At 66.0% G+C, this 22,721-nt stretch carries 25 protein-coding genes; 9 read left to right on the plus strand and 16 right to left on the minus strand.

Going from position 1 to position 22,721, the window contains the following annotated elements:
* Positions 1–34: 34 nt before the first annotated feature.
* Positions 35–700: a hypothetical protein gene (locus tag ACFVUS_RS26170; protein WP_387771672.1), complete on the minus strand. Its 666-nt coding sequence runs from the start codon at positions 698–700 to the stop codon at positions 35–37.
* Here ACFVUS_RS26170 and ACFVUS_RS26175 point away from each other — a divergent pair.
* A complete protein-coding gene (locus ACFVUS_RS26175; RefSeq protein ID WP_387771675.1) occupies positions 677–1,378 on the plus strand; it encodes a hypothetical protein in 702 nt (233 codons plus the stop codon). The two genes, ACFVUS_RS26170 and ACFVUS_RS26175, sit on opposite strands and share 24 nt — an antisense overlap.
* Here ACFVUS_RS26175 and ACFVUS_RS26180 read toward each other — a convergent pair.
* Genes ACFVUS_RS26180 through ACFVUS_RS26190 form a run of 3 tightly spaced genes read right to left on the minus strand, consistent with a single transcriptional unit; the run spans position 1,366 to position 4,409 of the window.
* Positions 1,366–2,871 carry a multicopper oxidase family protein gene (locus ACFVUS_RS26180; protein ID WP_387771678.1) on the minus strand — a complete coding sequence of 502 codons (1,506 nt, stop codon included), beginning with the start codon at positions 2,869–2,871 and terminating at the stop codon, positions 1,366–1,368. The two genes, ACFVUS_RS26175 and ACFVUS_RS26180, sit on opposite strands and share 13 nt — an antisense overlap.
* Before the next feature lie 51 nt (positions 2,872–2,922).
* Positions 2,923–3,549: a sortase domain-bontaining protein gene (locus ACFVUS_RS26185; RefSeq protein ID WP_387771681.1), complete on the minus strand. Its 627-nt coding sequence runs from the start codon at positions 3,547–3,549 to the stop codon at positions 2,923–2,925.
* Between the two features lie 2 nt (positions 3,550–3,551).
* Positions 3,552–4,409, minus strand: coding sequence for a hypothetical protein (locus tag ACFVUS_RS26190; protein ID WP_387771684.1), 858 nt, complete (start codon positions 4,407–4,409; stop codon positions 3,552–3,554).
* Positions 4,410–4,621: 212 nt separating this feature from the next.
* On the opposite strand from ACFVUS_RS26190, the gene ACFVUS_RS26195 reads away from it, so the two are divergent.
* Together ACFVUS_RS26195 and ACFVUS_RS26200 are read left to right on the plus strand one after the other, a co-directional pair.
* Positions 4,622–5,293: a TetR/AcrR family transcriptional regulator gene (locus ACFVUS_RS26195; protein ID WP_387771687.1), complete on the plus strand. Its 672-nt coding sequence runs from the start codon at positions 4,622–4,624 to the stop codon at positions 5,291–5,293.
* A gap of 85 nt (positions 5,294–5,378) precedes the next feature.
* Positions 5,379–6,758, plus strand: coding sequence for an MFS transporter (locus ACFVUS_RS26200; protein ID WP_387771690.1), 1,380 nt, complete (start codon positions 5,379–5,381; stop codon positions 6,756–6,758).
* Here ACFVUS_RS26200 and ACFVUS_RS26205 read toward each other — a convergent pair whose 3' ends face one another.
* The 3 genes from ACFVUS_RS26205 to ACFVUS_RS26215 form a co-directional block, all read right to left on the minus strand.
* Positions 6,759–7,160, minus strand: a complete 402-nt coding sequence (locus ACFVUS_RS26205) for a hypothetical protein (RefSeq protein ID WP_387771693.1) — start codon at positions 7,158–7,160, stop codon at positions 6,759–6,761.
* Positions 7,161–7,254: 94 nt separating this feature from the next.
* A complete protein-coding gene (locus ACFVUS_RS26210) occupies positions 7,255–7,866 on the minus strand; it encodes a TetR/AcrR family transcriptional regulator (protein WP_387771696.1) in 612 nt (203 codons plus the stop codon).
* A complete protein-coding gene (locus ACFVUS_RS26215; protein WP_387771699.1) occupies positions 7,863–9,479 on the minus strand; it encodes an FAD-binding oxidoreductase in 1,617 nt (538 codons plus the stop codon). Before ACFVUS_RS26215 ends, ACFVUS_RS26210 begins: the two co-directional genes overlap by 4 nt.
* Positions 9,480–9,743: 264 nt before the next feature.
* Here ACFVUS_RS26215 and ACFVUS_RS26220 point away from each other — a divergent pair, with 264 nt between their 5' ends.
* Positions 9,744–11,360, plus strand: a complete 1,617-nt coding sequence (locus ACFVUS_RS26220) for a carboxylesterase/lipase family protein (RefSeq protein ID WP_387771702.1) — start codon at positions 9,744–9,746, stop codon at positions 11,358–11,360.
* On the opposite strand, the gene ACFVUS_RS26225 is transcribed toward ACFVUS_RS26220, so the two are convergent.
* Positions 11,341–11,673, minus strand: coding sequence for a putative quinol monooxygenase (locus ACFVUS_RS26225; protein ID WP_387771705.1), 333 nt, complete (start codon positions 11,671–11,673; stop codon positions 11,341–11,343). The genes ACFVUS_RS26220 and ACFVUS_RS26225 overlap by 20 nt on opposite strands.
* A gap of 305 nt (positions 11,674–11,978) precedes the next feature.
* Here ACFVUS_RS26225 and ACFVUS_RS26230 point away from each other — a divergent pair, with 305 nt between their 5' ends.
* Both ACFVUS_RS26230 and ACFVUS_RS26235 read left to right on the plus strand, forming a co-directional pair.
* Positions 11,979–13,295: an FAD-binding oxidoreductase gene (locus ACFVUS_RS26230; protein WP_387771707.1), complete on the plus strand. Its 1,317-nt coding sequence runs from the start codon at positions 11,979–11,981 to the stop codon at positions 13,293–13,295.
* 72 nt (positions 13,296–13,367) lie between these two features.
* On the plus strand, positions 13,368–14,324 hold the full coding sequence (locus ACFVUS_RS26235; protein ID WP_387771710.1) for an NADP-dependent oxidoreductase: 957 nt from the start codon (positions 13,368–13,370) through the stop codon (positions 14,322–14,324).
* A 99-nt stretch (positions 14,325–14,423) separates the two neighbouring features.
* Here ACFVUS_RS26235 and ACFVUS_RS26240 read toward each other — a convergent pair whose 3' ends face one another.
* A complete protein-coding gene (locus ACFVUS_RS26240) occupies positions 14,424–14,651 on the minus strand; it encodes a hypothetical protein (protein ID WP_387771713.1) in 228 nt (75 codons plus the stop codon).
* Positions 14,652–14,804: 153 nt separating this feature from the next.
* Here ACFVUS_RS26240 and ACFVUS_RS26245 point away from each other — a divergent pair, with 153 nt between their 5' ends.
* The gene (locus ACFVUS_RS26245; RefSeq protein ID WP_387771716.1) at positions 14,805–15,152 is read left to right on the plus strand and encodes a hypothetical protein; all 348 of its coding nucleotides are present in this window, start codon (positions 14,805–14,807) and stop codon (positions 15,150–15,152) included.
* Positions 15,153–15,260: 108 nt separating this feature from the next.
* Positions 15,261–16,343 (plus strand): YihY/virulence factor BrkB family protein, encoded by a 1,083-nt coding sequence (locus ACFVUS_RS26250; RefSeq protein WP_387771719.1) that lies wholly within the window; start codon positions 15,261–15,263, stop codon positions 16,341–16,343.
* On the opposite strand, the gene ACFVUS_RS26255 is transcribed toward ACFVUS_RS26250, so the two are convergent.
* Positions 16,248–17,468 carry a serine hydrolase domain-containing protein gene (locus ACFVUS_RS26255; protein WP_387771722.1) on the minus strand — a complete coding sequence of 407 codons (1,221 nt, stop codon included), beginning with the start codon at positions 17,466–17,468 and terminating at the stop codon, positions 16,248–16,250. The genes ACFVUS_RS26250 and ACFVUS_RS26255 overlap by 96 nt on opposite strands.
* 108 nt (positions 17,469–17,576) lie before the next feature.
* Complete coding sequence (locus ACFVUS_RS26260) at positions 17,577–18,593, minus strand: DUF6670 family protein (RefSeq protein WP_387771725.1); 1,017 nt, start codon at positions 18,591–18,593, stop codon at positions 17,577–17,579.
* Between the two features lie 109 nt (positions 18,594–18,702).
* Here ACFVUS_RS26260 and ACFVUS_RS26265 point away from each other — a divergent pair, with 109 nt between their 5' ends.
* Complete coding sequence (locus ACFVUS_RS26265; protein ID WP_387771728.1) at positions 18,703–19,308, plus strand: TetR/AcrR family transcriptional regulator; 606 nt, start codon at positions 18,703–18,705, stop codon at positions 19,306–19,308.
* A 32-nt stretch (positions 19,309–19,340) separates the two neighbouring features.
* Here ACFVUS_RS26265 and ACFVUS_RS26270 read toward each other — a convergent pair whose 3' ends face one another.
* From ACFVUS_RS26270 to ACFVUS_RS26290, 5 genes are read right to left on the minus strand one after another with little or no spacing between them, the layout of a single operon-like run.
* On the minus strand, positions 19,341–19,958 hold the full coding sequence (locus ACFVUS_RS26270; protein WP_387771731.1) for a HEAT repeat domain-containing protein: 618 nt from the start codon (positions 19,956–19,958) through the stop codon (positions 19,341–19,343).
* A gap of 45 nt (positions 19,959–20,003) precedes the next feature.
* Positions 20,004–20,888 carry an LLM class flavin-dependent oxidoreductase gene (locus tag ACFVUS_RS26275; RefSeq protein ID WP_387771733.1) on the minus strand — a complete coding sequence of 295 codons (885 nt, stop codon included), beginning with the start codon at positions 20,886–20,888 and terminating at the stop codon, positions 20,004–20,006.
* Between the two features lie 24 nt (positions 20,889–20,912).
* Entirely contained in the window at positions 20,913–21,365 is a 453-nt protein-coding gene (locus tag ACFVUS_RS26280; protein WP_387771736.1) for a hypothetical protein, read from the minus strand.
* Positions 21,366–21,374: 9 nt separating this feature from the next.
* Positions 21,375–21,833, minus strand: coding sequence for an SRPBCC domain-containing protein (locus ACFVUS_RS26285; protein WP_387771739.1), 459 nt, complete (start codon positions 21,831–21,833; stop codon positions 21,375–21,377).
* A gap of 49 nt (positions 21,834–21,882) precedes the next feature.
* Positions 21,883–22,620: an oxygenase MpaB family protein gene (locus tag ACFVUS_RS26290; protein ID WP_387771742.1), complete on the minus strand. Its 738-nt coding sequence runs from the start codon at positions 22,618–22,620 to the stop codon at positions 21,883–21,885.
* Positions 22,621–22,721 lie beyond the last annotated feature (101 nt).

The raw sequence follows: 22,721 nt of genomic DNA on the forward strand, positions 1-22,721 counted from the left end.
CCCGCGCGGCCATCGCTTGCACCGAACCGGTCGATCAGATCTGCGGAACCGGCTGTGCCCGTTGCCGAACCGCGACCATATGCTCGCGCGGTGTCCATGAGTCCACCCACACCGGCACCTCCAGTTCGGTGTCCGCGACCTCCAGATCACCGCGCGCCGCGATGGCGAACTCCTTGCGCAGCCGGTAAGCCTCCCGAATGATCAGCAGCCAATCATCTTGCCCGCTCATCTCTCCCTGCGCGAACCACTCCAAAGTCCAAGTGCACCTGTTGAGTTCGTCTCCCACCGCCACCGCCTTCGGGCTTCCCAGCAACTGCGCTTCCTGCCAGCGTTGAATCCGCTCCCCCTCCAGCTCCCCCAGGCGAACAATCCCGTCCTGCAACACCATTCCCTCGATATCGGTCGCCCCCGCGCGTATTCGAACCAATCGCGCGGCCAAGGTGTGCATCGCCCTGGTGACGATCAGATACTCCGAATACACCTGCAACCGGCGCTCATCCCACCGCGCCCCCTGACTTCGATTCCATTTCGACCGTTCATTGACATACGACGCGAGAAACGTGATCGCCCCACCGATCACCACCCCGCTCAACGTCCCGAGCAACTGCGCCAACACCCCCCAAATACTATCCACCCCAACACTTTCGTAGCCACGATCGATGGTTGAATTGCGCTCATGCCCAGCCCGCTGCGCCCGCAAGCCATCGCCCTGCTGACTCGGCTGGGCAGCGGCGAAACCGATCAATCGATCTGGAATCCGCTGTGGGATGAGCTCTATCACCAGCACGCCGCACTGGACGCGTGCGCGGCACTGCCCTCACTGGCAAACGCTGCCACCAACGGGATGCCCGCCGCACGATCGGAGGCCATCGCCCTGGCGGCGGGGGTCCTCATCAACGCGGGCGCGGGCAATGCGGAGATACGCCGAAGATACGCCACCGCGATATCGGCGCTGCTCCACGAGGCGCAATCCGATCTGACGCGACCTGCCGATGAAGACGACTACGCCCCACAGGATTTCGTCGGCCATCTTCAGGCGGTACTGGCCTTCGAGGATCAGACGTCGTGGGCCTCGAAGCTGATATGCCTTACCGACGAGGAACTCGAGATCGACTGCCCCACATGCGGGACCGCGATCGTCGTGGCGCTCGGCCGGGACGGGCTCTTCACGTGCACAGTCGATTACGGACTGGGCAGAGTCGCATCCGCCGCGCTGGTACCCGCAGACCCGAAAGCCTTGACCGGCATCGGTGCTCGACTGCACGCACTCGCGACGGCCGCCCGCCAGCCCGCGACCGCACGCCAGCTCACCGCCCTGTTCGGTTCCGGCACCTGCCTACCGGACGGCCACCACTTCGTCCCCGGTCACGAGATGTAGGACAGGACGGTCATCATTCCGGCTTCGGCGTGATAGGCGTTGTGGCAGTGGATCATCCATTGGCCGGGGTTGGTGGCGTCGAAGTCGACTTCGAGGGTTTGCATCGGGGCGACGATGGAGGTGTCTTTGCGCGGGCCGGGGGTGTTAGGGGTGCGTTGCTGATAGGTGTGGCCGTGCAGGTGCATGGGGTGGAACATCATGGTGGAGTTGATGAATCGGAGGCGGATGCGTTCGCCTTCGGTGACGTCCAGCGGGGTTCGGGTGTCGTAGGTGCGACCGTTCAGGGTCCAGAGGTAGCGTTTCGGGTCCGAGCCGAGGGTGAGGTCCAGGATTCGGTCGGGAGCTTTGTCCGGGAGGCGGACCGCGTCGATGGCGGTGAGCCGGTCGGCCGTCATCGGAGGTGTTGTCAGTTCGGCGGGTCGGATATCGAGTGGGGGCGGGGTGCCGGGGGCGGTGCGGATCAGGGCGAGAGCCTGGCCGGATTTTCCTTCTGGAACGGCAACGAACGGGAAGACGCCGTCGGCGAGTTCCACTATCGCGTCATAGCGTTCACCCATTCCGATGAGGATGGCGGCGGCGTCCACGGGTTGGACGGGAAAGCCGTCGGTGTGGGTGACGCGCAGGCGATGGCCGCCGACCGCGACCCGGAAGGGAGTGTCGGCGGCGGCGTTGATGATTCGCAGGCGGATGCGCTGGCCGGGGCGGGCGGTGAAGGTCGCGGGGTCCGTGTTGAGGCGGCCGTTGATGAGGTAATAGGGGTATTGCACGTCACCGGTGTCGGATCCCAAGGGAGCGTTGGGATCAGATGGCATGTCCATCGACATGCCGCCCATGCCAGCCATTCCCTTGTCCCGCAATTGCCGCAGTTCTCTATCGGGATCACGACCGTCGACACCGTCGAGCCAATCATCAAGAACGACAACGGCTTCCAGGTCATAGTCGCGGCCGTCGGCGGGGTCTTCGACGATCAGCGGCGCGTAGAGTCCGCGATCCTGTTGCACGCCGACGTGCGGATGGAACCAGTAGGTGCCCGCATCGGGCACGGTGAATTCGTACGGAAATGAGCCGCCCGCAGCGATTTCCGGTTGGGTGATGTCGGGGGTGCCGTCCATGTCGTTGCGCAGGGCGAGGCCGTGCCAGTGCACGGTGGTGGGTGCGGGCAGCGCATTGGCGACCTGTGCGCGCAGCACCTCGCCTCGACTCAGGCGAATTTCCTGGCCGGGCAGGCAGCCGCCGTAGGTCCAGGTCCGCACCTGTACCCCGCCGAGATCGACGGTGGCGGGTTCAGCGCTCAGGGTGAAATCGCGAATGGTCGCCGATGCCGCTCGCCGTCGCCGTTCGGCGGCGGCCACCGCGTCCGAACCGGGCTGAACGGGATTGCGCGATGAGCCACTCGAGCATGCCGCGAGCGCGCCCGCGGCCACGAGCCCGCCGCCGAGAGCGAGGAACCGCCGCCGCGTGGTGGGCGATGCCGGAAAGTTCGAGTCACGCATGGTCTCTCCCGGTGTCATAGGTGCCCGGCGGCCCGCAGTGGTCGCCGAATTTCATGGCCGATCGATGAGGCGGGTGTAGACGATGACATTGGAACGGTAGCCGCGCGTGGCGGTGTCAAAGGCTCCGCCGCAGGTGACCAAGGCCAAGTCGCTGGGGCCGCCGCCGCGGTAGACCTGATCGGCGGGGAACTGTTCCTTGGGCACGGTCTGAGTTCGGTACACCGCGAAACTCGCGGTGGTGCCGTCACTGCGGTTGACCTGGATCTCGTCGCCGAGGGCGAGGGAACTGAGCCGGAAGAAGACCGCCGGGCCACGGTAGTCGTCGACGTGCCCGATGATCACCGATGAGCCCGATTCGCCCGGACTGGGCCCGGGCGCGAACCACGACGCGCGGGCGAAACCGGCCGGGTCGGCGATATCACCGTCGGGTTTGGTGCCGATGCGATCGAGGTCGGTGACCAGGCCGATCTTCGCCGCGGCCAGGCTCACCGGAATGGCGCGTGCCAGCGGCGACGGGGACGGCGGTACCACATCGAGCCGCGCGTCGGCAGCGATTGGCGCTGTCCGGGCGGCAGACGGACTGATGACCAGGGACAGCAGGACGGCCGCTATGCCGAGCAGCACCGCCGACAGCACCGCCCAGCGTTCCCGCACCGAAAGTCGAGTGAGCTTTCGCATCGTCAGTTCCTTTGCGCAGCAGGGTGAATGGCGCGCGACACCGCGAACCCGGCACCGATCAGAGCGAGCAGACCCAGCACCGCGAGCATGGCGCGGTCGGTGCTGACCAATCCACCCACGCCCGTCTCCGGATGACCGCTCGGGCGGGGATAGTCGGCGCGCGGCGCGGCGGAGCGATCCGAACTCGGTGCCCCACCTCCGAAGTCCAGGAGCGGCAGCGACTGTGGCCCGGCATCCTGCGAGTCACCCGGCCCACCACGCCCCGGCCCGGCGGCACCCGGGCCGATTTCCCTTGGCCCGTACTGCGTTTGCGGTCCGACTGCTCCCAACCCCAAGGCAAGCCCACCGCCGACACCACCGGCGGCCGCGCCCGCGCCCGCACTGCCCACTACGGCACTGCCGACGGCGGCACTACCGACCGCCGCACTACCCACCGCGGCGCTACCGACGCCCGCGCTGCCAATCGCCGCACTTCCGGTGGCAGCGCTACCGGCAGCCCCGCTACCGGTCCCAGCGCTACCCGCGTCGGCACTACCCGCACCCAGAGCCAGGGGCAGCACGTCGCCACTGCCTGTCGATGCCAATGCCGAACTTCCTGCGGCACTTGCTGTTCCATCCATCGCGGCGCTCCCGACTCCCAACCCGGCCGCACCTTCGGCCCCCAATTCGGTGGCGGCGCTTCCGGCGGCGGCGCTACCGAGGCCGAGTTCCGTCCATCCCGAATCAGCGGCGAGACCGGCGCTTCCGGCATCGAAACCCGCGGACCCGAGACCGATCGTCGTATCGACCGGGTCGGCCGCCGCAGAGGGCGCGAAACCGCCGACCAGAACCGTCGTCGCACCCGCCAGCGTGAAACTCACCAGCCGCGACCTGCGATGGCTACGAAATATGTTGTTCGACAACGTGATCACCAACCTGAAAGATCTGCATGGCTAGAACAAGCGGCGCCGTTGCCGTGAGCTATCGAAGTCCGCTGCTGCTGCCCACCTTCCATATGTGGAGGATTTCTTCCACTTAGCGAACACAACGCTTATGTGGAAGGACTATTCCGCTTAATCGCTAGAATGTAACCATGAGCAAGGTCACTGCCTCCCCGACCGGCCGCCCGTTGCGCGCCGACGCCCTGCGCAATCGGGAGCTCATCCTGGACGCGGCCCGCGAAGTCTTCGCCAGGCGCGGCCTCGACGTCACCCTCGCCGATGTCGCCCAGCACGCGGGTGTGGGCGTCGGCACCATCTATCGACGCTTCCCGAACAAGGAAGATCTGGTAGAAGCCGTCTTCGAACGGTTCTTCCAGGACATGGCCGTGGCCGCCGACCGCGCGTTGCGTGAGCCCGATCCGTGGACCGCACTCGCCCAATTCTTCGAGTTCGCGGGCACCCACATGGCGGTCAACCGCGGCCTCATCGAGGTGATGAGCGGGGTGGATCTGACCCGCGAGCAACGCGAGTGCCAGCCCTCACGTGCCGAACCCGCCGTGGTGGAGCTGTTCACCCGCGCCCAGGAAGCGGGCGAGATACGCCCCGATGCCGAGCCCACCGACTTCGACACCCTCATCTACATGATCGGCGCGGTCGCCGAGTTCACCCAGCCCGTCAACCCCGACACCTGGCGACGCTATCTGGCTCTGGTCCTGGACGGCCTGCGGGACCACAGCCGCGACCGCGCTCCCCTGCCCGTCCCCGCGCTCTCGCTCGCCGAACTCGAACAGGCCAAACTCATCGTGCAATCGCGACGGAAATAGCGGCGCGAGTCGCCGGTCGGGGAGTCCGACCGCGATAGGGTTTCCACATGGTTGCTGATCATTCGCGGATCAGAGTCGGGCGTCGATGACCTCGGCGAACGACGGTGACCGCCCGCACGGGCACGATGCGTTGAATCGTTTGCGGCGCAGTGCCACTCACGCGACCGAGCAGGGCGTCGGGCTGGTGAAGCAGGCCGCGCGAGCCAATGGCGCGGAGGAGTCCGGGCTGACGGCGCTCCTGCGGGCGACGGTGGCCAATTTCGCGACGGACGCCGCCATCGCGGTCGCATTGGCGAATACGCTGTTCTTCGCGAGCCCGGCGACCCAGTCCCGGGTGAATGTGGCGCTGTATCTGCTGATGACGGTTGCCCCGTTCGCGGTGATCGCCCCGGTGATCGGTCCGCTGCTGGATCGGGTGCAGCGCGGACGGCGGGTGGCCTTGGCCGCGACGTTCGCGTTGCGGGTCGCGGTGATCGTGCTGCTCATCTTCAATCTCGACGGGTGGGCGCTGTACCCGCTGGCATTGACCACGATGGTGTTGAGCAAATCGTTCTCGGTACTCAAGAGCGCCATCACCCCGCGCGTGCTGCCGCCGGGAATCGACCTGGTGCGCACCAACTCCCGGCTCACCGTGTTCGGATTGGTGGGTGGTTCGATCATCGCGGGCGGTGTGGCCGCGGGAGTGGCGTTCCTGTTCCATTCCACCGGCGCGCTGATCGTCGCCGCGTTGCTTGCCGCGACCGGAGCCGTACTGAGCCTTCGGATTCCGAGCTGGGTGGAGGTCACCGAGGGCGAAGTGCCCGCCACCCTCGGCCACGGGGGTGACCAGGAGAACGGCCACCGCTCGGTTCTCCCGACGCGACAGCCCCTGGGGCGCACCGTAATCGCGGGCCTGTGGGCGAACGGCGCGATTCGCGTGCTGACCGGCTTCCTGACGTTCTATGTCGCGTTCGTGGCCAAGAGCAGTGGGGAATCGGCTCTGCGGCAGGCGATCATGCTGGCCGCCGCCGGTGCCGCGGCCGGAATCGGCAACTTCACCGGCAATTTCGTCGGCGCACGCACCGAACTCGGAAAGCCGAGAACGGTCATCATCGCGTGCGCACTGAGCTGCGTCGCGATCGCGGTGGCGGCGGCACTGCTGGACAACCTGGTCGGTGCGGTGCTGGCGGCCCTGGTCGCGTCGGCTTCCACCGCGCTGGCGAAGGTTTCGCTCGACGCCACGATTCAGGACGCCCTGCCACCGGAATCGATCGCCTCCGGTTTCGGGCGCAGTGAGACTGTCCTGCAACTTGCCTGGGTCACCGGCGGTGCGCTGGGAGTGCTGCTGCCGACACGGTATTGGCAGGGATTCACGGTGGTATCGGTGTTGATGGCGATGGCGTGCCTGCAATCGGTGGTGAGCTATCGCGGGCATTCGATGCTGCCGTCGCATCGTCGCGAGCCGGACAGGACCGAGCCGCGGTGACTACGCGCGGCGGCAGTCGGTGACCGTCGATATCCCCCTGCTGTAACCGTTCTCATTTTCCGGTTCGGCGAGTTCCACGTGGACCGTGCACGTCACGCGGTCGCCGGTGCGCAGGCCCGCGATCTCCGGTTGTGGCGACGACGAGATGACGGGGAGGTTGTTCCGCGTGGCCAGGGGCGGTGTCTGCTCCGGCAGACTCTTGATGACGCAGGGCGTCCCGGGCGAACAGTCGGCGATGAAAGGCACCTCACCATCCCATTGCGGAGTCCGGACGGTGGTATTCAGATTGGCCAGCAGCCACCAGATGCCGCCCACTGCGACCACGAACGCGCAGAGCGCACCGATCAGCACCCACAGCGCATCGTCGAGTATCCGCCGCACATCGATCCGTGGCCTATCCATAACGTTCCTTTCCGCACCGCCGGGTTCCGGCGGGAGATCTGACGTTATCGGCTGGGTGTGCGGAACTTTCGCCAGAATTGGAGAGATTTCGTGCTCATTCGCGCGCCGGTTGCCGGATGGCGGTGAATACGCGCAGACAACGCTCGGTCATATCGGCGGGGGTGTGATCGGGGTGGTCGGTCCACCAGGCGATGGTGCTGGACACGATGCTGAACCACCACGTCAGCAGGAGCGAATGGTCTTCCGCGCCGGTGATTCCCGCGCCGGACAGCACCTCGGCGACGCCTTCGGAACCCATGATGTTGAGCGCGTCCTGGTAGCCGCGGGCGAGATCGTGAGCCGCGCTCGGACGAGGCAGGGTGCTGTCGTAGATGATTCGCCAATTCTGGGTCCGCCCGTCCAGGGCATGAAAGATGCCGGTCAGGGTGGCGAGCGCCTTGCCTTGCGCGCCGTGCACCACCTGCGCGCGAGCGACGGCCTCGACCAGGCTTTCGCCCGCGCGCCGCACGCACGCCGCGTGCAAGCCGTCGCGGGAACCGAAGTAGGTGTAGATCAGCGGTTTGGAAACTCCTGCCGCACCGGCTATTTCGGCGAGCGAGGCATGGGTGTAGCCGCGCGCGCCGAATTCGGCCGTGGCGATATCGAGGATCTGCTGTTCGCGTTGTTCGCGCGGTACGCCCTTGGTTCCCGCCCGGCTCACGGTCATCGCCGGGTCCGTGCCACGGGGTCGATGAGCACGCCGGGGTTGAGGATTCCGGCGGGATCCAGTGCCGATTTCGATGCGCGCAGCGCGGTCGCGAACGGTTCGGGGCGCTGCCGGTCGTACCAGGGACGGTGGTCGCGTCCGACGGCATGGTGATGGGTGATCGTGCCACCGGCATTCGACAGTGCCTGGGACACAGCGGCTTTGATCTCATCCCACTGTTCGACCGTGCGGCCCCAGTGACCGGCGGCGTAGATACCGAAGTATGGTGCGGGGCCGTCGGGGTAGACGTGCGTGAATCGGCAGGTCACCACCCCGGCGATGCCGAGTGATTCGAACGCCTTCGCCGCCGCGGCGTGCACCGCGTCTCGCAGTTCGTCGAAACGGTCCCAGGTACAGGCGGTTTCGAAGGTTTCCACGATCATCGACTGCGCGGCCAGCGCATCACGCTGATACGGCATGCGCAGAAAGGAGGAGCGCCAGGTATCGGCCGCGCCCGTGCGAGCCTGCTCCTGCTCGGAATCGGCCGACCGCACGCCCTCCGGCGCGTTGCCGCCGTGGCCGCGGCAGATCTGCAATGCCCGCGAAATGGCTTCGTCGACAGGGTGATCCGCGGATTCGAAACCCAGCACCAGTACGCCACCGGAGGTGGGCGTGCCCGCGTTGAGGAACGCCTCCACCGGATCGAGCAGTCGGCAGTTCGCCGGAAACAGCCCCGACTGCGCGATCTCGCGGGTCGCCGTGACGGCGGCGGAATAGTCGTCGAAGATCACCGACGCGCCCGCCCGCCAGCGCGGTCGCAGCTGTACCCGCATCCAGGCTTCGGTGATGACGCCGAGAATTCCCTCGGATCCCAGGAACATTCGATCCGGCGACGGTCCCGCGCCCGAACCGGGCAGGCGGCGGGATTCGCTGATCCCGACCGGTGTCACCACCCGCATCGATTCGACCATGTCATCGATATGGGTGTACACGGTCGCGAAATGCCCGCCCGCCCGCGTCGCCAACCAGCCACCGAGAGTGGAGAATTCGAATGATTGCGGGAAGTGTCGCAGCGTCAGCCCTTCCGGGCGCAGGGCCTGCTCCAGGTCCGGTCCCAGCATTCCGGCTTGAATCCGCGCCGCCCGGCTGACCCGATCGATCTCCACGACCCGGTTCAACCGGCCGAGATCCAGGGACACCACCCCGGCGTAATCGGCGACCCCGCGCGGCTCGACCCCGCCCACCACGGAGGTGCCGCCGCCGAATGGGATCACCGCTATTCCGGCGGCCGCGCACCAGTCGAGCACGTCGACGACATCGCGTTCGGTGCGCGGCCGCACCACCAGATCCGGGACCTGCTCGATCCGCCCGAGCAGCATTCGCACCACATCGCGGAAGGCCTGCCCGTGACTGTGCGCGACGCGATCCTGGAGGTCAGCAGATCCCAACTCCGCCAGCGCGTCCGGAAGCTGGATTCGGGACTCCGGCACCGTCAGGGCATCGAGTGCGGGCGGTTCGTGCACGGACAGGTCCGCGCCCGGAAGCAGATTCGCGACCCGCTTGGTGAGCGCGGCCCGTTCCGTCTCGCCGACCGCGTCCTCGACATTTCCCCAGCCCCACCACGACCGTGTCACAGCCGTCTCCTCTCGACCCGTCGGGTAATTGACTGCAAGGTAATTTACTCACGGTTCAATTGCAATGGCTGGTCTCCGAGCACCTGCTCCGACCAGGTCACACCGATTTGATGACCGATGCGGCGGCCGCTCGGGCGGGGTGACGATGACGCGTCAGCGGAATCTCGGGATGTATCGGTATGTCGAAGGCTCGCGAGCGGTCGCGCTACGTATCTTCGGTGCGACGATTCGAGCTCTCGGATGACGGCAATAGGAGATCGGCGCGTGATTGAATCTCGTAATGTGCTGCGGAGCAACGGCATCCGGTGGATTGCGCTGGCCGCCACGCTATCCGCGATCCTGACGGCGTTGGCCGCCTCGACGGCATCGGCCGATCCGCTCGACACCGTCGTGACCGACTCCGGTCCGGTGCGCGGCAAGCTCATGCCGGGCTATCGCGAATTCGCGGGCATCCCCTACGCCGCACCCCCGACCGGCGCGCTGCGCTGGCAACCGCCGCAACCTCCCGCCCCCTGGCAGCAGGTGCGCGATGCGACCGCCCCCGGCCCGAAGTGCCCCCAGGGCGACGGGTCCGCGCCGAATTCCGCGCAGAACGAGGACTGCCTCTCGCTCAACGTCTGGTCGCCCACGACCGTCACGACCGACCTACCGGTCATGGTGTGGATCCACGGCGGATCTTTCACCTCCGGTGCCGGATCCGACTACGGCGCAGCGCAATTCATGACCCAAGCGGCGAACCCGATGATAGTGGTCACCATCAACTACCGGCTCGGTGCGCTCGGTACCCTTGCGGTGCGGCAGCTCGAATCCCCCAACGGCGACGTCGGCAATTACGGGCTGGAGGATCAGCAGGCCGCCCTGGGCTGGGTACAGCGCAATATCGCCGCGTTCGGCGGCAATCCGAACCGCGTCACCATCGCCGGAGAATCCGCCGGGGGTATCTCGATCTGCCAGCAGTTGGCGAGCCCGAGTTCGGTCGGACTCTTTCAGGCCGCGATCACCGAAAGCGGCCCCTGCCTACAGGCCCCCGACAAGGCCCAGGCCGAATCCACCGGTGCGACGACTGCGGCCGAGCTCGGCTGCACTGACGCCGCCACCGTGGCCGAATGCCTTCGCTCTCAACCGGTCTCGGCCATCCTGCAGAAAGCCCCCGACGCGAACTACGGCACCACCGGCACCCCCTTCCTGCCGACCAGCGGCTTCGACGCCATGAACAACGGCACCCTGCACCAGGTCCCAATCCTCAACGGCGACAACCACGACGAATGGGCCCTACAGACCTGGTCCCGTTATGGCCAGCCCGGTCAACCGACCCTGGCCGCCGCGGATTACCAATCGGCGTTGACCACCGATCTGGGCCTGTCCACCTTCTGGCCGGTCCCCCCGGACCGCATCCCCGAGGTGATGGCCGAATACCCCCTGACCAATTTCGCGCAACCGGTCGAGGCGTTCTCCCGGGCCACCAGCGACTTCTTCATCTGCCGCATAGGGGCCGAATCCACCGCGCTCGCCCGCCGAACTCCCACTTACGCTTACGAATTCGCCGATCCCAATCCTCCCGCACCCCCGAGCACCTTCCCCATGGGCGCCTTCCACGCCAGTGAACTCCCCTACCTGTGGTCCGGCTCCCCGCTGTTCACCACCGCCCGGCTGTCCATGACCCCGGCCCAGCACGCCCTCAGCGATCTCATGGTCCGGCGATGGAGCGATTTCGTAGCCACCACCGGCCACCCCAGCGACTCGAGCCTCGTTCCGCTGACCGCCGACAGTCCGCAGCTGACGTCCTTCAAGCCCGAAGCGACTGCCCCGGAACCGCTTTCATCCTTCGACGCCGACCATCACTGCGGTTTCTGGGCGACCCTCAGTCAAGCGACCCCGTAGCGCCGCCGTGGTAGTGCACGGTGTTGCCGTAGTGGCCTTCGGGTTGTCCGGCCAGCAGCGCCGGAACCAGGCGGCTCACCGCCGCGACCGGCTCGGACCGGGTCGTCGCGTCATGCGCGGCCTTGTCGACCCACAGCTGCGTCAGCCACACCGTATCCGAATCATCAACGGCCGCATTGATACTGAATGACAGCAGGCCACCGCCTTTACCACCCGCTTGCAGCCCCGCCAGCAGCACGGCGATCAACTCGTCCCGCCGACCGGGTAGTGCGGTCATGCGGCCATAGACGCCGAACAGATTGTCGCCGGACATATTCGCCCCTTCGCGCGTGATCGATCCGGGTTCGAGGCTACTCCGCGCGCGTCCGACCCAGCCCGTCCGATTCGAACGGTGCGGTGGTGCGATCGCCGGGCAATCGGGCATGGGATTTAAGGCATGTGACCGATGCGCGGGAGTAGTTGTGGTTTGTAGCGTTTCCGACCGGGATTGGGCTGCGGAAATAGGCGCAGGCACCTGTCTGGTGAACCGGTGCGCCGCGCTCGGGGCTGGTGATGTCACACCCGCGGGTGCCGTGTCGTCAATCAGGCAGTGACCCGGCAAACACGAGTGGATGAGGGATGAGAATGGGTATCGAGAACCTGCGCGGGAATGTACGCGGTGGGGTGTTGCTGCCGGGTGACGCTGATTTCGAGCAGGCTTCGCAGCCGTGGAATTCCGCGGTGCGCCAGTCGGTGGCGGCGGTGGTCGAGGTGGCCGACGCGCAGGATGTGGCAGCGGTGCTGGAGTACGCGAACGGATCGGGCCGGGTCGTGGTGACGCAGCCGACCGGGCACGGGGCCACCGGCGATATCGACGGGGCGATTCTGCTGCGCACCAGGCGATTCGACCGGATCGAGATCGATGCTGAGCAGCGGGTGGCGCGGGTCGGCAGCGGGGTCTCCTGGGGGCAGGTGCAGGCCGCGGCCGCCGCACACGGACTCACCGGGCTGGCCGGGAGCAATCCGGTTGTCGGCGTGACGGGGTACACGCTCGGTGGCGGCTTCGGTTGGTTCGCAAGGAAATACGGATGGGCCGCGGATGCGGTGCGCGCCGTGGAGATCGTCGACGCGGCGGGACGGCCGCAGCGGGTCACCGTCGAATCCGATCCGGAGCTGTTCTGGGCATTGCGCGGTGGCGGTGGGGATTTCGCGATCGTCACCGGGCTGGAGTTCGAATTGTTCACGCTGCCCGAGCTTTACGGCGGCCGGGTGATGTGGCCCGCCGGACGCGCGCGGGAGGTGTTCGAGGTGTTCACCGAGCTCACCACCGACTCGCCCGACGAACTGTCGGTGTGGTTGCAGCGCTTCCAGATTCCCGGTGCGGATCCGATGATCGCCCTCGATTTCGCCTACCTCGGTGATCCGGCCGCGGGGCGGGAGCTGACCGGTGCGCTCGATTCGCTCGGTGGCACGGCGGTCGATACGCGCGGGCCGCTCACCCCCGCGCAGATCGGCACCATTACCGCCGAGCCGACCGATCCGAGCCCATCGCTGTCCCGCGGGGAGCTGCTCACCGATCTCGATGACGCGGTGATCAAGACACTCATCGACGCCCCGGTCGCACCGCTGCTCAATATTCAGATTCGCAATCTCGGTGGTGCGCTCGCCCGGGAGGTACCCGAAGGCGGCGCGCGCGGCGCGGTCGCCGAACCGTACGCGCTCTACCTGCTCGGGCTCGGTCTGCCGCAGCTGATCGACCCGGTGCGTGACCGATTCGAGGAGATCGTCGGCGCGCTGGGTTCGCATATCACCGGGGCCAAGCCGTACACCTTCCTCGCGCCCGGTGAGTCCGCCGCGGCGGCATTCGATGCCGAGACGCTGGCACGCCTGCGCGAGATCAAGCGAAATCGCGACCCGCACAGCGTTATTCGCGCGAATTTCCCCGTTCAGGACTGACTTCCGGTGGTGCGGGATGGGGATCGTCGCCCGTCCCGCACCGCTGATCCGCACACACGATCTGGAGTAATCATGACTCGCACCACCATGACCGCGGCCCGTATGCCCCGTGCCGGCCGCGCCGCCGACCTCGTCGTGGAGTCCGCGCCCTACCCCCGTCCCGCTGTCGGCGATGTCATCGTCCAGGTGCATGCCGCCGCGTTCACCGCCGGCGAATTGGCCTGGGAGCCGAACTATGTGGACCGCACCGGTCGTGATCGCACCCCCGCGATTCCCGCCCGCGATGTCTCGGGCGTGGTGGTCGAACTCGGATTCGGCACCAATCCGAGCGATCTGCGCATCGGCGACCGGGTCTTCGGCATGATCGACCGCTATCGCGACGGAGCAGCCGCCGAGTACGTCGCCGTGGAAGGTCGCGATCTGGCCCTGGTTCCCGACGGTGTCGACCACATTCAGGCCGCTTCGCTTCCCATGTCCGGTCTCACCGCCTGGCAGGCCCTGTTCGCGCACGGCGGCCTCGGCGCGGGACAGCGGGTGATCATTCATGGCGCGGGCGGCGCGGTAGGCCAACTCGCGGTGCAGCTCGCCCGCAATGTCGGCGCGGAGGTGATCGGCACCGGTCGCGCCCGCGACCGCGATGCCGTGCTGCGGGCCGGTGCCACGACCTTCCTCGATCTCACCGGTGATCCGCTCGAACCTCTCGATGGCACAGCCGATCTGGTCTTCGACATGATCGGCGGCGACACCCTCGCCCGATCCACCGCCCTCATCGCTCCGGGCGGCACGCTGGTCTCCATCGCGGCCCCGCCCGCGGTCCAACCGCCCACCGGCCGCGCGGTCTACTTCATCGTCGAACCCAACCGCACCCAACTCACCGAACTGGCCCGCGCCCTCGCCGCCGGAGAACTCGAGATCCCTTCACCGGTGCTCTACCCGCTGGGCGAAGCCCAGAAGGCGTTCTCCGACAAGGAAAACAGCGTCCCCGGCAAGTTCATCCTGCACACCGACAACGCTGTCTCGAACACGTAACGCTGAGCCCGCGAACCGGCCCCGACTTTCTGGGGCACCGGGCATCGCCGCAGGCTCGTGGTCCGGGCGGTCACCCCGATGTGAGGCGGCGCTGGCGGTTCAGTGCCGGCCGTGCCCGCCGTCGTGGTTGTTCCCGAGGTCGCCCTCTTGGTCGTGGTCATCGGGGTACTGGGTGCAGTAGGGGTTGTTGACGTCGGGATATGTGCACAGTTGTGAGTTGGGATCTGTGCTCGGATCGTCCGGATCGGCGACGGCCGTGCCGCCGAGAGCGATCGCGCTGACGATGTAGACGGCCGTTGCCGCCGCGGCCGCACACTTCTTCCACATGGGATACCTCCACGGATAGAACGAACCGGATCGGACCCTCGCACCATCGACACTAGCGAATTGCGGGAGACGGTGATCAGGACCCCTGGTCGCTGGTCCGAGCAGGCAATACGCGGTACCGAGCAACCGATCGGCACGGCTAACCTGGTGATCATGAGCGCCATTCCCGCCCACTGGATTCCGCACCGTCGCGAGGACGGCGAGGTCATCGGCTGGATCGATCTGGAGTCCCAGGCCCCCGATCTGATCCCGGTCGATCGGCTGGGCCGATCCCTCACCGCGGTCTCGGATTGGGTCGCCGCCGAAGAGGCGCTCGAAGAGCATGGCCTGCGATTCCTGATGAACCGATTTCAGTACGACGGGCACACCGTCCGCATCCGGCATCTGTATGACGACCGCATCATCGTCACCACCGCGGTCACCGACGCCATCGGCGATGTCGGCGACGAGTTCGTCCTGCCATTTCCTGCCGGATCGGAACTCACCGAGATCCTGTCGTGAACCGAATGTTCAGTCTCGACCGGAATGGGTCGAACACGAGCGTCAAGTAGCCGCCGGATCTGAGACTCCAGTCCACCCGTTTTCCGTACCTCGCGATCCAACCCAGGTTTGAAGCCGGACAGCAATGTCAATGACCCTCGGGGAGGTGTGGGTATGAGCTTGAAATCGCCGTGGGCGCGACGCTATTCGATCATGCGGCTTCAATCGATCCGCGTGGGTATTCACACGATCAGGGCGGCATGGTCCGATGAGTTGTCGGACAGAGCCGCGACGCTCACCTATCACAGCATGCTGTCGCTGTTTCCCGCTTTGCTGATAGCCATGGCGGTCTTGGGACTGCTCGAACCACGATCCGCCGATTCGATCGCCGAGGCGGCCCGCCGTCTCGGCCCCGGCGACAGCCGCGTGGCATTGGTCGAGTCCATCCAACACCTGCAACCGTCCGCCAACTGGTCGGGTCCGGTCGCGATCATCGGCTTCGTTTCGGCGATCTGGACGGTCTCGAGCTACCTGGGCGCCTTCATACGCGCAGCCAATTCGCTGTACGGGGTTTCCGAAAATCGCTCGGCGGCAAGGATGGTCGGGCTCCGACTGCTCTTGAGCGTGCTGCTGGTCATTTCGATCGTCGGCATCGTCGTCGGGCTCGCCCTCACGGCGGGTGTGGCCACTCGGGTCGGCGGTTCACTGCACATCACGACCACCGTGCTGACCGTCTGGCGAATCCTGCGATGGCCGGTGCTGGCGCTCATCGCCAGTGTGGCCCTGGCACTGCTGTACTGGGTCGCTCCGAATATCGCCGGTCAGCGGATACGGTGGCTGACGCCGGGTAGCCTGCTCGCGGTCGCGACATGGATCGCGGGCTCGGCATGCCTGGCCTTCTACGCCGATCGCTTCGATTCGTTCAATCGACTGTATGGATCGCTCGCGGCCGCCGTCATTGTGCTGGTGTGGATGTGGCTGTCGAATTTCGCGCTCCTGCTGGGAGCGGTCATCGATTCACAGATCTCGCGCCAACGTCTCCTCGCCGGCACCTCCACCGGCGAAGCCCACGACAGTCCCGTCACCGAGATGATCGTCGCGCCCGACCACGATCGTTCATCTGGTCGGAGCGGGTTGCGCGGGGTCGTGGTCGGGAATGGCGTTGGCGCCGTAGAAGGTTGGCAGCATGCCTTTCACAAGGACCAGGGCTGAGCCTTCACCGGAGGGGACGGTGGCCAGATTGGTGGCGACCACGATGGTGAGCCCGGAGTCCGGGTCCGATCCCATGAAGGTCATATAGCCGGGGATTTGGCCGTCGTGACCGAGCAGGTGGGTACCGAAGCGGACAATGCCCAGTCCGTATCCGGCCATAGCCGGGTTGGCCGGGTCGATGGCCCGAATGCTCGCAATTCGCTGCTGCTGCATCGATTTATCGAGCAGGCCGCCGTCCGCGAGCGCCTTGACGTAGGTGGTCATATCGCCGACGGTCGAGATCACCGCGCCCGCGGTCCAGGTCCATGATGGGCTGGAAGTGGTCTGATTGCTCGGCTGCAAGGTGCCCGCGAGCGCCGCCGCCTGCTGATCCGTTGGGAGGGCGAAAGTTTCGATGGTCGATACGTTGGTGCCGAAGGCGTATCCCTGCGGATGCGGGTCCGGGATGGCGGAATCCGCGGGCGCGGGGAATGAGGTGTGTTTCAGACCGAGCGGGGTGAAGATGCGGTCCTGGAAGGTGGTGGCGACAGATTTGCCGGTGACCTTCTCGATGACCAGGCCGAGCAGGATGGTGTTGGTGTTCGAGTACTCGAACTTCTCCCCCGGCGCGAAGTTCACCGGATGCGCGAAAGCGATGTCGAGCAACTGCTCCGGCGTCCAGATCTTCTGCGGCTCATTGTCCAGGTAGGCGTTGAACTGTTCGTCGAAGGTGTAGCTGTAGAGGCCGCTGCGCATTTCGGCGAGCTGGGCCAGGGTGATTCGGTCACCGTTCGGCACTCCCGGCCAATACTTGGCGATCGGATCGTCGAGGGCGAGTTTGCCCTCCTGCGCCAATTGCAGGAGCACGGTCACGGTCATGGTCTTGGTGTTGCTGCCGATCCGGAAGTGATCGTCCACCGTCACGGGGACGTCTTTACCGATGGTCCCGGTACCGAATGTGGCGGTCCAATCACCGTCCTTGGGTGATCGAACCACCACTACCGCACTGGGAATGACGTTGTCCCGCATCAACTTCTCGATAATCGGCCGCAGTGTCGCGGCATACGCCGGATCGGCCGGCGCGCTGGAATCGGTGGCGGAACCGCACCCCACCGCGACCGTCAACACCACGGTCGCGACAATCACCCAAAAACCCCGTCGGTATCCCATGGCTGTCTCCGGGTCCGCTGGATTGTGGTTACGAAGTGTTTGCCAGCGTAATCCCGTACCGGTCGGTCTCGATGCGAAACGGGTTCAGCGGTTGCCGATGTACTCGATGTAGCCGGTGCCGTCGATGGGCGCGCCGCGGAATCGGCCGGTGTACCGATAGCTGCCGACGTATCCGCCCGCCATCCCGTAGACGTAATCGTCATTGGTGACGGCCTGGATTTCGATGAGTTCGCGACCCTGCTCGTCGTCGACGCTCCAGGTGAATTCCGTCGCGAGCCGCATCGGCAGGCCGTTGGGGGTGCGGCGGGCAACGGGTTCGACGCGATGGACATCGAAGGCGAAGTTGTCTTCGTAGGTGCCGCCGTGATCGTGCAGCGAGCGTACGTAGACCGCCCGTTGCACGGGGACGCCGAGGGGTCCGAGGACCTCGGTCATCAGCACCTGGGTGGTGTCATCGATATTGATGATCTGATAGGTGAAGAACGAAAACGGCAGTGCAACATCGGCTCCGCGCGCGTACTCGAGTGTGTTGAGCCCGGACAGCTCGGTCGTGCGGCCGTCGTAGGTGACGGCGCCGTCGTACTGGCACAGCAGCGACCAATGGTCGTAGAGCCCGCCGCGCACCTTGGCGAAATGGGAAACCTTATCGGTGGCGCGCACCTGGAGGTAGAGGTCGAACGCGGGATTGCGATAGGCGACGGTGAAATTGGGGTAGGTCCCCTCCAGCTGGAACTCGTCACCGAACCGGACGATGCTCGAATCCGCCGCCAACTCCAGATCGCGATCGACCTGATAGCCCCGGAACTGGCCGGGGAACTCGATACCGGCGCCGATCAGCAGATTCGCGGTATCGGCGGCAGTGGTTTCGATCAGATGATCGTTGCGCCACAGCGTGATTCGCGGCTGGCCGATGACGGCGATCACGTCGATGAAGTTCAGCGGCGCGGGCAGTCCCGGCAGCATCAGCCCGTAATGCACCGTGCCATATCGCCCCTGCGGGGGATGGAACGGCGTCGCCGGGTCGAATGGTTTGCCGCGCAGCGCGTATGACCCCGACACTCCGCGCTGGGCGGCATGGAATACGACATCTTTCAAGCTCACGTGACTGTCCTCTCGCAAACACCAATGTATGCGTAACTGACGGTATCAGACAGATATGACCTTCGAGTCACTTGATGTATCATCATTGATGAATCGGGAGGTGGAGGCCATGAAACAGCGATCGGGCAGCAGAGGCATGCCCCGCGGCGAACGCGAAGCCCAGATCCTGGACGCCGCCGCGATCGAATTCGGCACCCACGGCTACGCCGCCCTCCTGGTAGCCGATGTCGCCACCCGCGCCGGAGTCTCCAAACCCCTTATCTACCAGTACTTCTCATCCAAGGACGGCCTCTGTGCCGCCTGCGTCGAACGCGCCGGCACAACCCTGTCCACCGGCATCGCCGAGGCCATGAAGTCCCCCGGCCCCACCTTCGTCACCGCCGCCACCGCGGTCCTGGACGCGATCTTCACCGCCCTGGAACCCCGCCCCCACGACTGGCACGTCCTCTACGACCGCACCGCCCCACCCGACACCGAAACCGCCACCACCGCACGCCGTTTCCGCGCCATCATCGCCGCCCAAGCCGCCTCCGGCGTCGGCGCCGCCTTCTCCGCCACTCCCCCCTCCGACCCCGGCGACCTGGCAATCCTCACCCGAGTCTGGATGAACAGCGTCACCGCCATCGTCTCCTGGTGGCTCGACAACCCCGACCAAACAGCCGCCCAAATGACCACCCGCGCCCACCGCGTCCTGTCCACGCTGACACCTCGCTGACCCACCCCGTGGCGTCGTCGGCGTCGAGCGGATCAGTCCGCCAGGTTTCGCAGGATTCGTTGCGCTGTTCTGCGATGCCAGGCGTTCTTCGAGGCCGCGAAGGGCTCGACGTGGTCACGTACGCCCTGCGCGCGCAACTTCGCCAGCGCTTCGAGAGCATGGCCTTGGACGGTTTCGTCATTGAGCTGAGCGACGGCGATCCCGATGGCCTCCGGGCGGCGGGATTTACCGAGCCAGTTCACGATCATCTGCCGGGCACTACCCAATGACCGATCCTGCGCGATGGCCGCGAGATCGTCGAAATAGCTGTCATCGGCCGGGATGTCGTACAGCGCGCTTCCCGCACTCCACCGCGCGTTCTCGAAGATGGTCTTATCTCGATCGAATTGACCGAGGAGAGCGGGGATGGCCGCGGACTTGCGCGACTCGCGCCTATTGAGCGCCTGGATCAACACGAGCCGGGCGGTATCACGCCCGGCCTCTTCCGGTCCAGGCCAACGTATCTCGAGCTCCGACAACCACCCGGCCAGTACCGCGATAGCCGTCTGCGGCTGCCGGTGCGGGTGGGAGATATCGCCGAGTTCCCGCGCGTATCCCCCGAACGCGCGGTAGTCGCTCATCAACTGCTCGACGGGAAGTGAATTCGTCAACTGTTCAAGGCATTTCGCTCGAGGTTGTAGTGCGGCGCGACCCGGTCAGAGCAGTGCTCGGGTGGCGGGGATGACATCGTTGATCCAGCGGCGGAGTTGGGTTTCGTCGGGGGATTCGGGCCAGTAGACGAAGGTGTCGAAGCCGGTTTCGGTGGCTAGGTCGGCAAGGATGCGGGACCAGCCTGCGGCGTCGGTTCGGATGGGGTTCTCGCCACGCAGGGTGACCGAGCCCGGGGTGTCGGTGATTGTGCCGACCAGTTGGGCCATGCGGGTGATGTCGGTGGGTTGGCGGCCTGCGTCGATTGCGGCGGCGGAGATAATTGCTTGTGTTGCTTGCCATTTCTCGTAGGGGAGGTAGTGCGGGATGGGGGCGGCCCAGCCATCGGCGATGCGGCCGGTGAGGGCGTTGGCCTTGGGGCCTACGCTGCCGAACCAGATGCCGACCGGGTGCGCGGGGGCGGGGCCGGATTGGACGCCGTGCACGCGGTAGAGGGTGCCGTCCACTTTCGCCTTGGCGCCCGGTTGCCACATCGCGCGGATGATTTCGGTGGCTTCCTCGAGGGCTTGCAGCGCTTCGGGATTGGATCGGGTCGGGCCGCCCATGGCGCTGATCGCGGGCCAGAACGCACCGGCCCCCAGAGCGAGTTCGAAGCGGCCGCCGCTGAGCAGATCCAGGGTCGCGGCCTGCTTGCCGAGCATGGCGGGGCCGCGCAGCGGGAGGCTGGCTACGTCCGGAAACACCCGCAGCCGTTCGGTTTCCGCCAGCACGGTGGCGATGACGGCGAACGTATCGGCCAGTCCACCCGAGTACGGGTGATCCTGGATGCCGAGCAGATCCAGGCCCTCCCGGTCCGCGATCTCGGCCATCGCGCGCAGCTGCGGCAGCTCGGTCGCGGTCGGCGCCAACTGAATACCGAATCGTAGGTTCACTCCGCGATCATGCCAGCCGGTTCATCAGCTCACCGCGCCGAGCACGGCCTTCCCCTCGCGTGCGGCGGCGACCAAGAACGGGCCGAGACCGAGAAAACGAGTCCATCCTTCGGCCGTCAATCCCTCGGTTACCGCGCGCACAGCGGCAGGGTCCAGGGCGAACGCATGATCATCGGAGTCGAGTGCGCTGTCGGGATCGAATCCGGTGGCCCTGGCCAGATTGCGGTATGCCAGAACCCAATCGGCGATCCCCTCCTCCGCTTCCGCTCGGCCTTCGGCGATGTGAATGAGACTGCCCAGATCCTCGGCGTGGCGGTCCGTATCCGGACGAAACCCGTCGATGTGCTCGCCGGAATCGGCATCCTCGACCAGCGATTGCAGCAAGTCGGGGCGCTCGAGCGCCCGCGCCAAAACAATCGGATCCACCTTGACCAACGTCAACCACATCGACACCGGGCTCATGATCGCAGCAGGCATCGGTGTCGGCTAGTTTTCGGCGGCGCGATCGTCTCCGGCGGTCACGGCTGCGGCCAACTGTTCGAGCGTGCGCATCAACTCCAGTTGCCCGTGACGCTCGAGAGTGCGAGACAGCGCGGTGGTGATGTACGGGCTGGTGAAGACGCCGCCGATCGTCAGGCGCGTACCCGCGTCGCACGGTTGCAGCCAATAGGTGAATTCACTTCGGAATCCGGATCTTCCACTGCCCTGCAACACGATTCGATGCGGAGCGTCGAGCACTTCGACGGTCCACTCGAATTCGTTGTCCATGCCCAGGATGACCACCTTGGACAGCAGCGTCGAACCTTCGCGCAGCCGTGCGGGCGGTTCGTCGATGAAGTCGCGATGGATGCTGAACCATCGGCCCCACCCCGCGGGCTGAATGATGGTGTCGAACAACACTTCCGGACTGCTCGGCACCACCCTGGTCACTACGAGGGATCCCATGGCGTCACCGCACTCCTGCTCCGAAATTGGTCGTCGGGAAATCGTGTGCTCACGGTCTGGCCTGTTGCACCATGCGGATCCGACGCGGGGATAGCGCGAATCCGGCGCGGGTAGCTGCGGCCAGTGCGCGCAGGGCGAGTTGGTCGGCAGGGGTGGGGTCGATGCCGAGCAACTCTTTCGCGCGGTTGTGTTGCATCGCTCGGATCGACGCGCGCGGCAGCGAGCGGACTATCCAGGTGTCGGGGTGCAGGACTTGCTCGGCAAGGGCGGTTCCGGCGGTTCCCAGGTGGAGGTGAGTGGCGCACGCGGTGTCGAAGTATTCGGTGAACTCGGCCCAGGTGCCGGGGAGCAGGCGATCGCTGACGCCGTGTGAGCGGTACCAGTCGCAGCATTCCGAATACAGTTGCACGCGTGCGTCTTCGGTGATTCGAGGGCCGAAGGTGGCGCTGGCCGTCATGAGCGCGTCGACGTAAGTCGCGTGCTGGAACAGGAAGACCTCGGGACGCAATGCGTGGTAGCGGTCGCCGTGTTCGTCGTATCCGGTCACGTGTTCGTGCGCGTTGCGGATTACCGAGCTCATGTCCCGATCGGCACAGGCCATGTAGATCATCTGCGTGACCGCGCGCTTCTTATGCGCCCATAGCCGATTCGTGGCGTGTTCCGCCAGCGCCGTCGCGATGGCAGGATGCAGAATCTGTAGTCCGACCGCTCGGGGTAGCAGCAGCAGGAAGCGTCGATCGCCCAGCTGCCGACGCAGTAGGTCACCGGCACGCCATTGTCCGCTCACATCCGCCCCTCCCAATTGCAACGATGTGAATGGAACATAACTTAGAGCCGCCGCGATCGAACGTCAACCAGCGGCGCCCTGCGCTGACTTGCTGGTAAAAC

The sequence above is a fragment of the Nocardia sp. NPDC058058 genome (assembly GCF_042885355.1).
Taxonomy (GTDB): domain Bacteria; phylum Actinomycetota; class Actinomycetes; order Mycobacteriales; family Mycobacteriaceae; genus Nocardia.

What these genes read in the sequence shown, in the direction of transcription:
- ACFVUS_RS26200 (WP_387771690.1), top strand. Translation starts at nt 5,379, where the DNA reads ATGACCTCGGCGAACGACGGTGACCGCCCGCACGGGCACGATGCGTTG.
- ACFVUS_RS26195 (WP_387771687.1), top strand. Translation starts at nt 4,622, where the DNA reads ATGAGCAAGGTCACTGCCTCCCCGACCGGCCGCCCGTTGCGCGCCGAC.
- ACFVUS_RS26285 (WP_387771739.1), bottom strand. Translation starts at nt 21,833, where the DNA reads ATGGGATCCCTCGTAGTGACCAGGGTGGTGCCGAGCAGTCCGGAAGTG.
- ACFVUS_RS26205 (WP_387771693.1), bottom strand. Translation starts at nt 7,160, where the DNA reads ATGGATAGGCCACGGATCGATGTGCGGCGGATACTCGACGATGCGCTG.
- ACFVUS_RS26235 (WP_387771710.1), top strand. Translation starts at nt 13,368, where the DNA reads ATGACTCGCACCACCATGACCGCGGCCCGTATGCCCCGTGCCGGCCGC.
- ACFVUS_RS26280 (WP_387771736.1), bottom strand. Translation starts at nt 21,365, where the DNA reads ATGCCTGCTGCGATCATGAGCCCGGTGTCGATGTGGTTGACGTTGGTC.
- ACFVUS_RS26240 (WP_387771713.1), bottom strand. Translation starts at nt 14,651, where the DNA reads ATGTGGAAGAAGTGTGCGGCCGCGGCGGCAACGGCCGTCTACATCGTC.
- ACFVUS_RS26265 (WP_387771728.1), top strand. Translation starts at nt 18,703, where the DNA reads ATGAAACAGCGATCGGGCAGCAGAGGCATGCCCCGCGGCGAACGCGAA.
- ACFVUS_RS26225 (WP_387771705.1), bottom strand. Translation starts at nt 11,673, where the DNA reads ATGTCCGGCGACAATCTGTTCGGCGTCTATGGCCGCATGACCGCACTA.
- ACFVUS_RS26180 (WP_387771678.1), bottom strand. Translation starts at nt 2,871, where the DNA reads ATGCGTGACTCGAACTTTCCGGCATCGCCCACCACGCGGCGGCGGTTC.
- ACFVUS_RS26185 (WP_387771681.1), bottom strand. Translation starts at nt 3,549, where the DNA reads ATGCGAAAGCTCACTCGACTTTCGGTGCGGGAACGCTGGGCGGTGCTG.
- ACFVUS_RS26175 (WP_387771675.1), top strand. Translation starts at nt 677, where the DNA reads ATGCCCAGCCCGCTGCGCCCGCAAGCCATCGCCCTGCTGACTCGGCTG.
- ACFVUS_RS26245 (WP_387771716.1), top strand. Translation starts at nt 14,805, where the DNA reads ATGAGCGCCATTCCCGCCCACTGGATTCCGCACCGTCGCGAGGACGGC.
- ACFVUS_RS26230 (WP_387771707.1), top strand. Translation starts at nt 11,979, where the DNA reads ATGAGAATGGGTATCGAGAACCTGCGCGGGAATGTACGCGGTGGGGTG.
- ACFVUS_RS26210 (WP_387771696.1), bottom strand. Translation starts at nt 7,866, where the DNA reads ATGACCGTGAGCCGGGCGGGAACCAAGGGCGTACCGCGCGAACAACGC.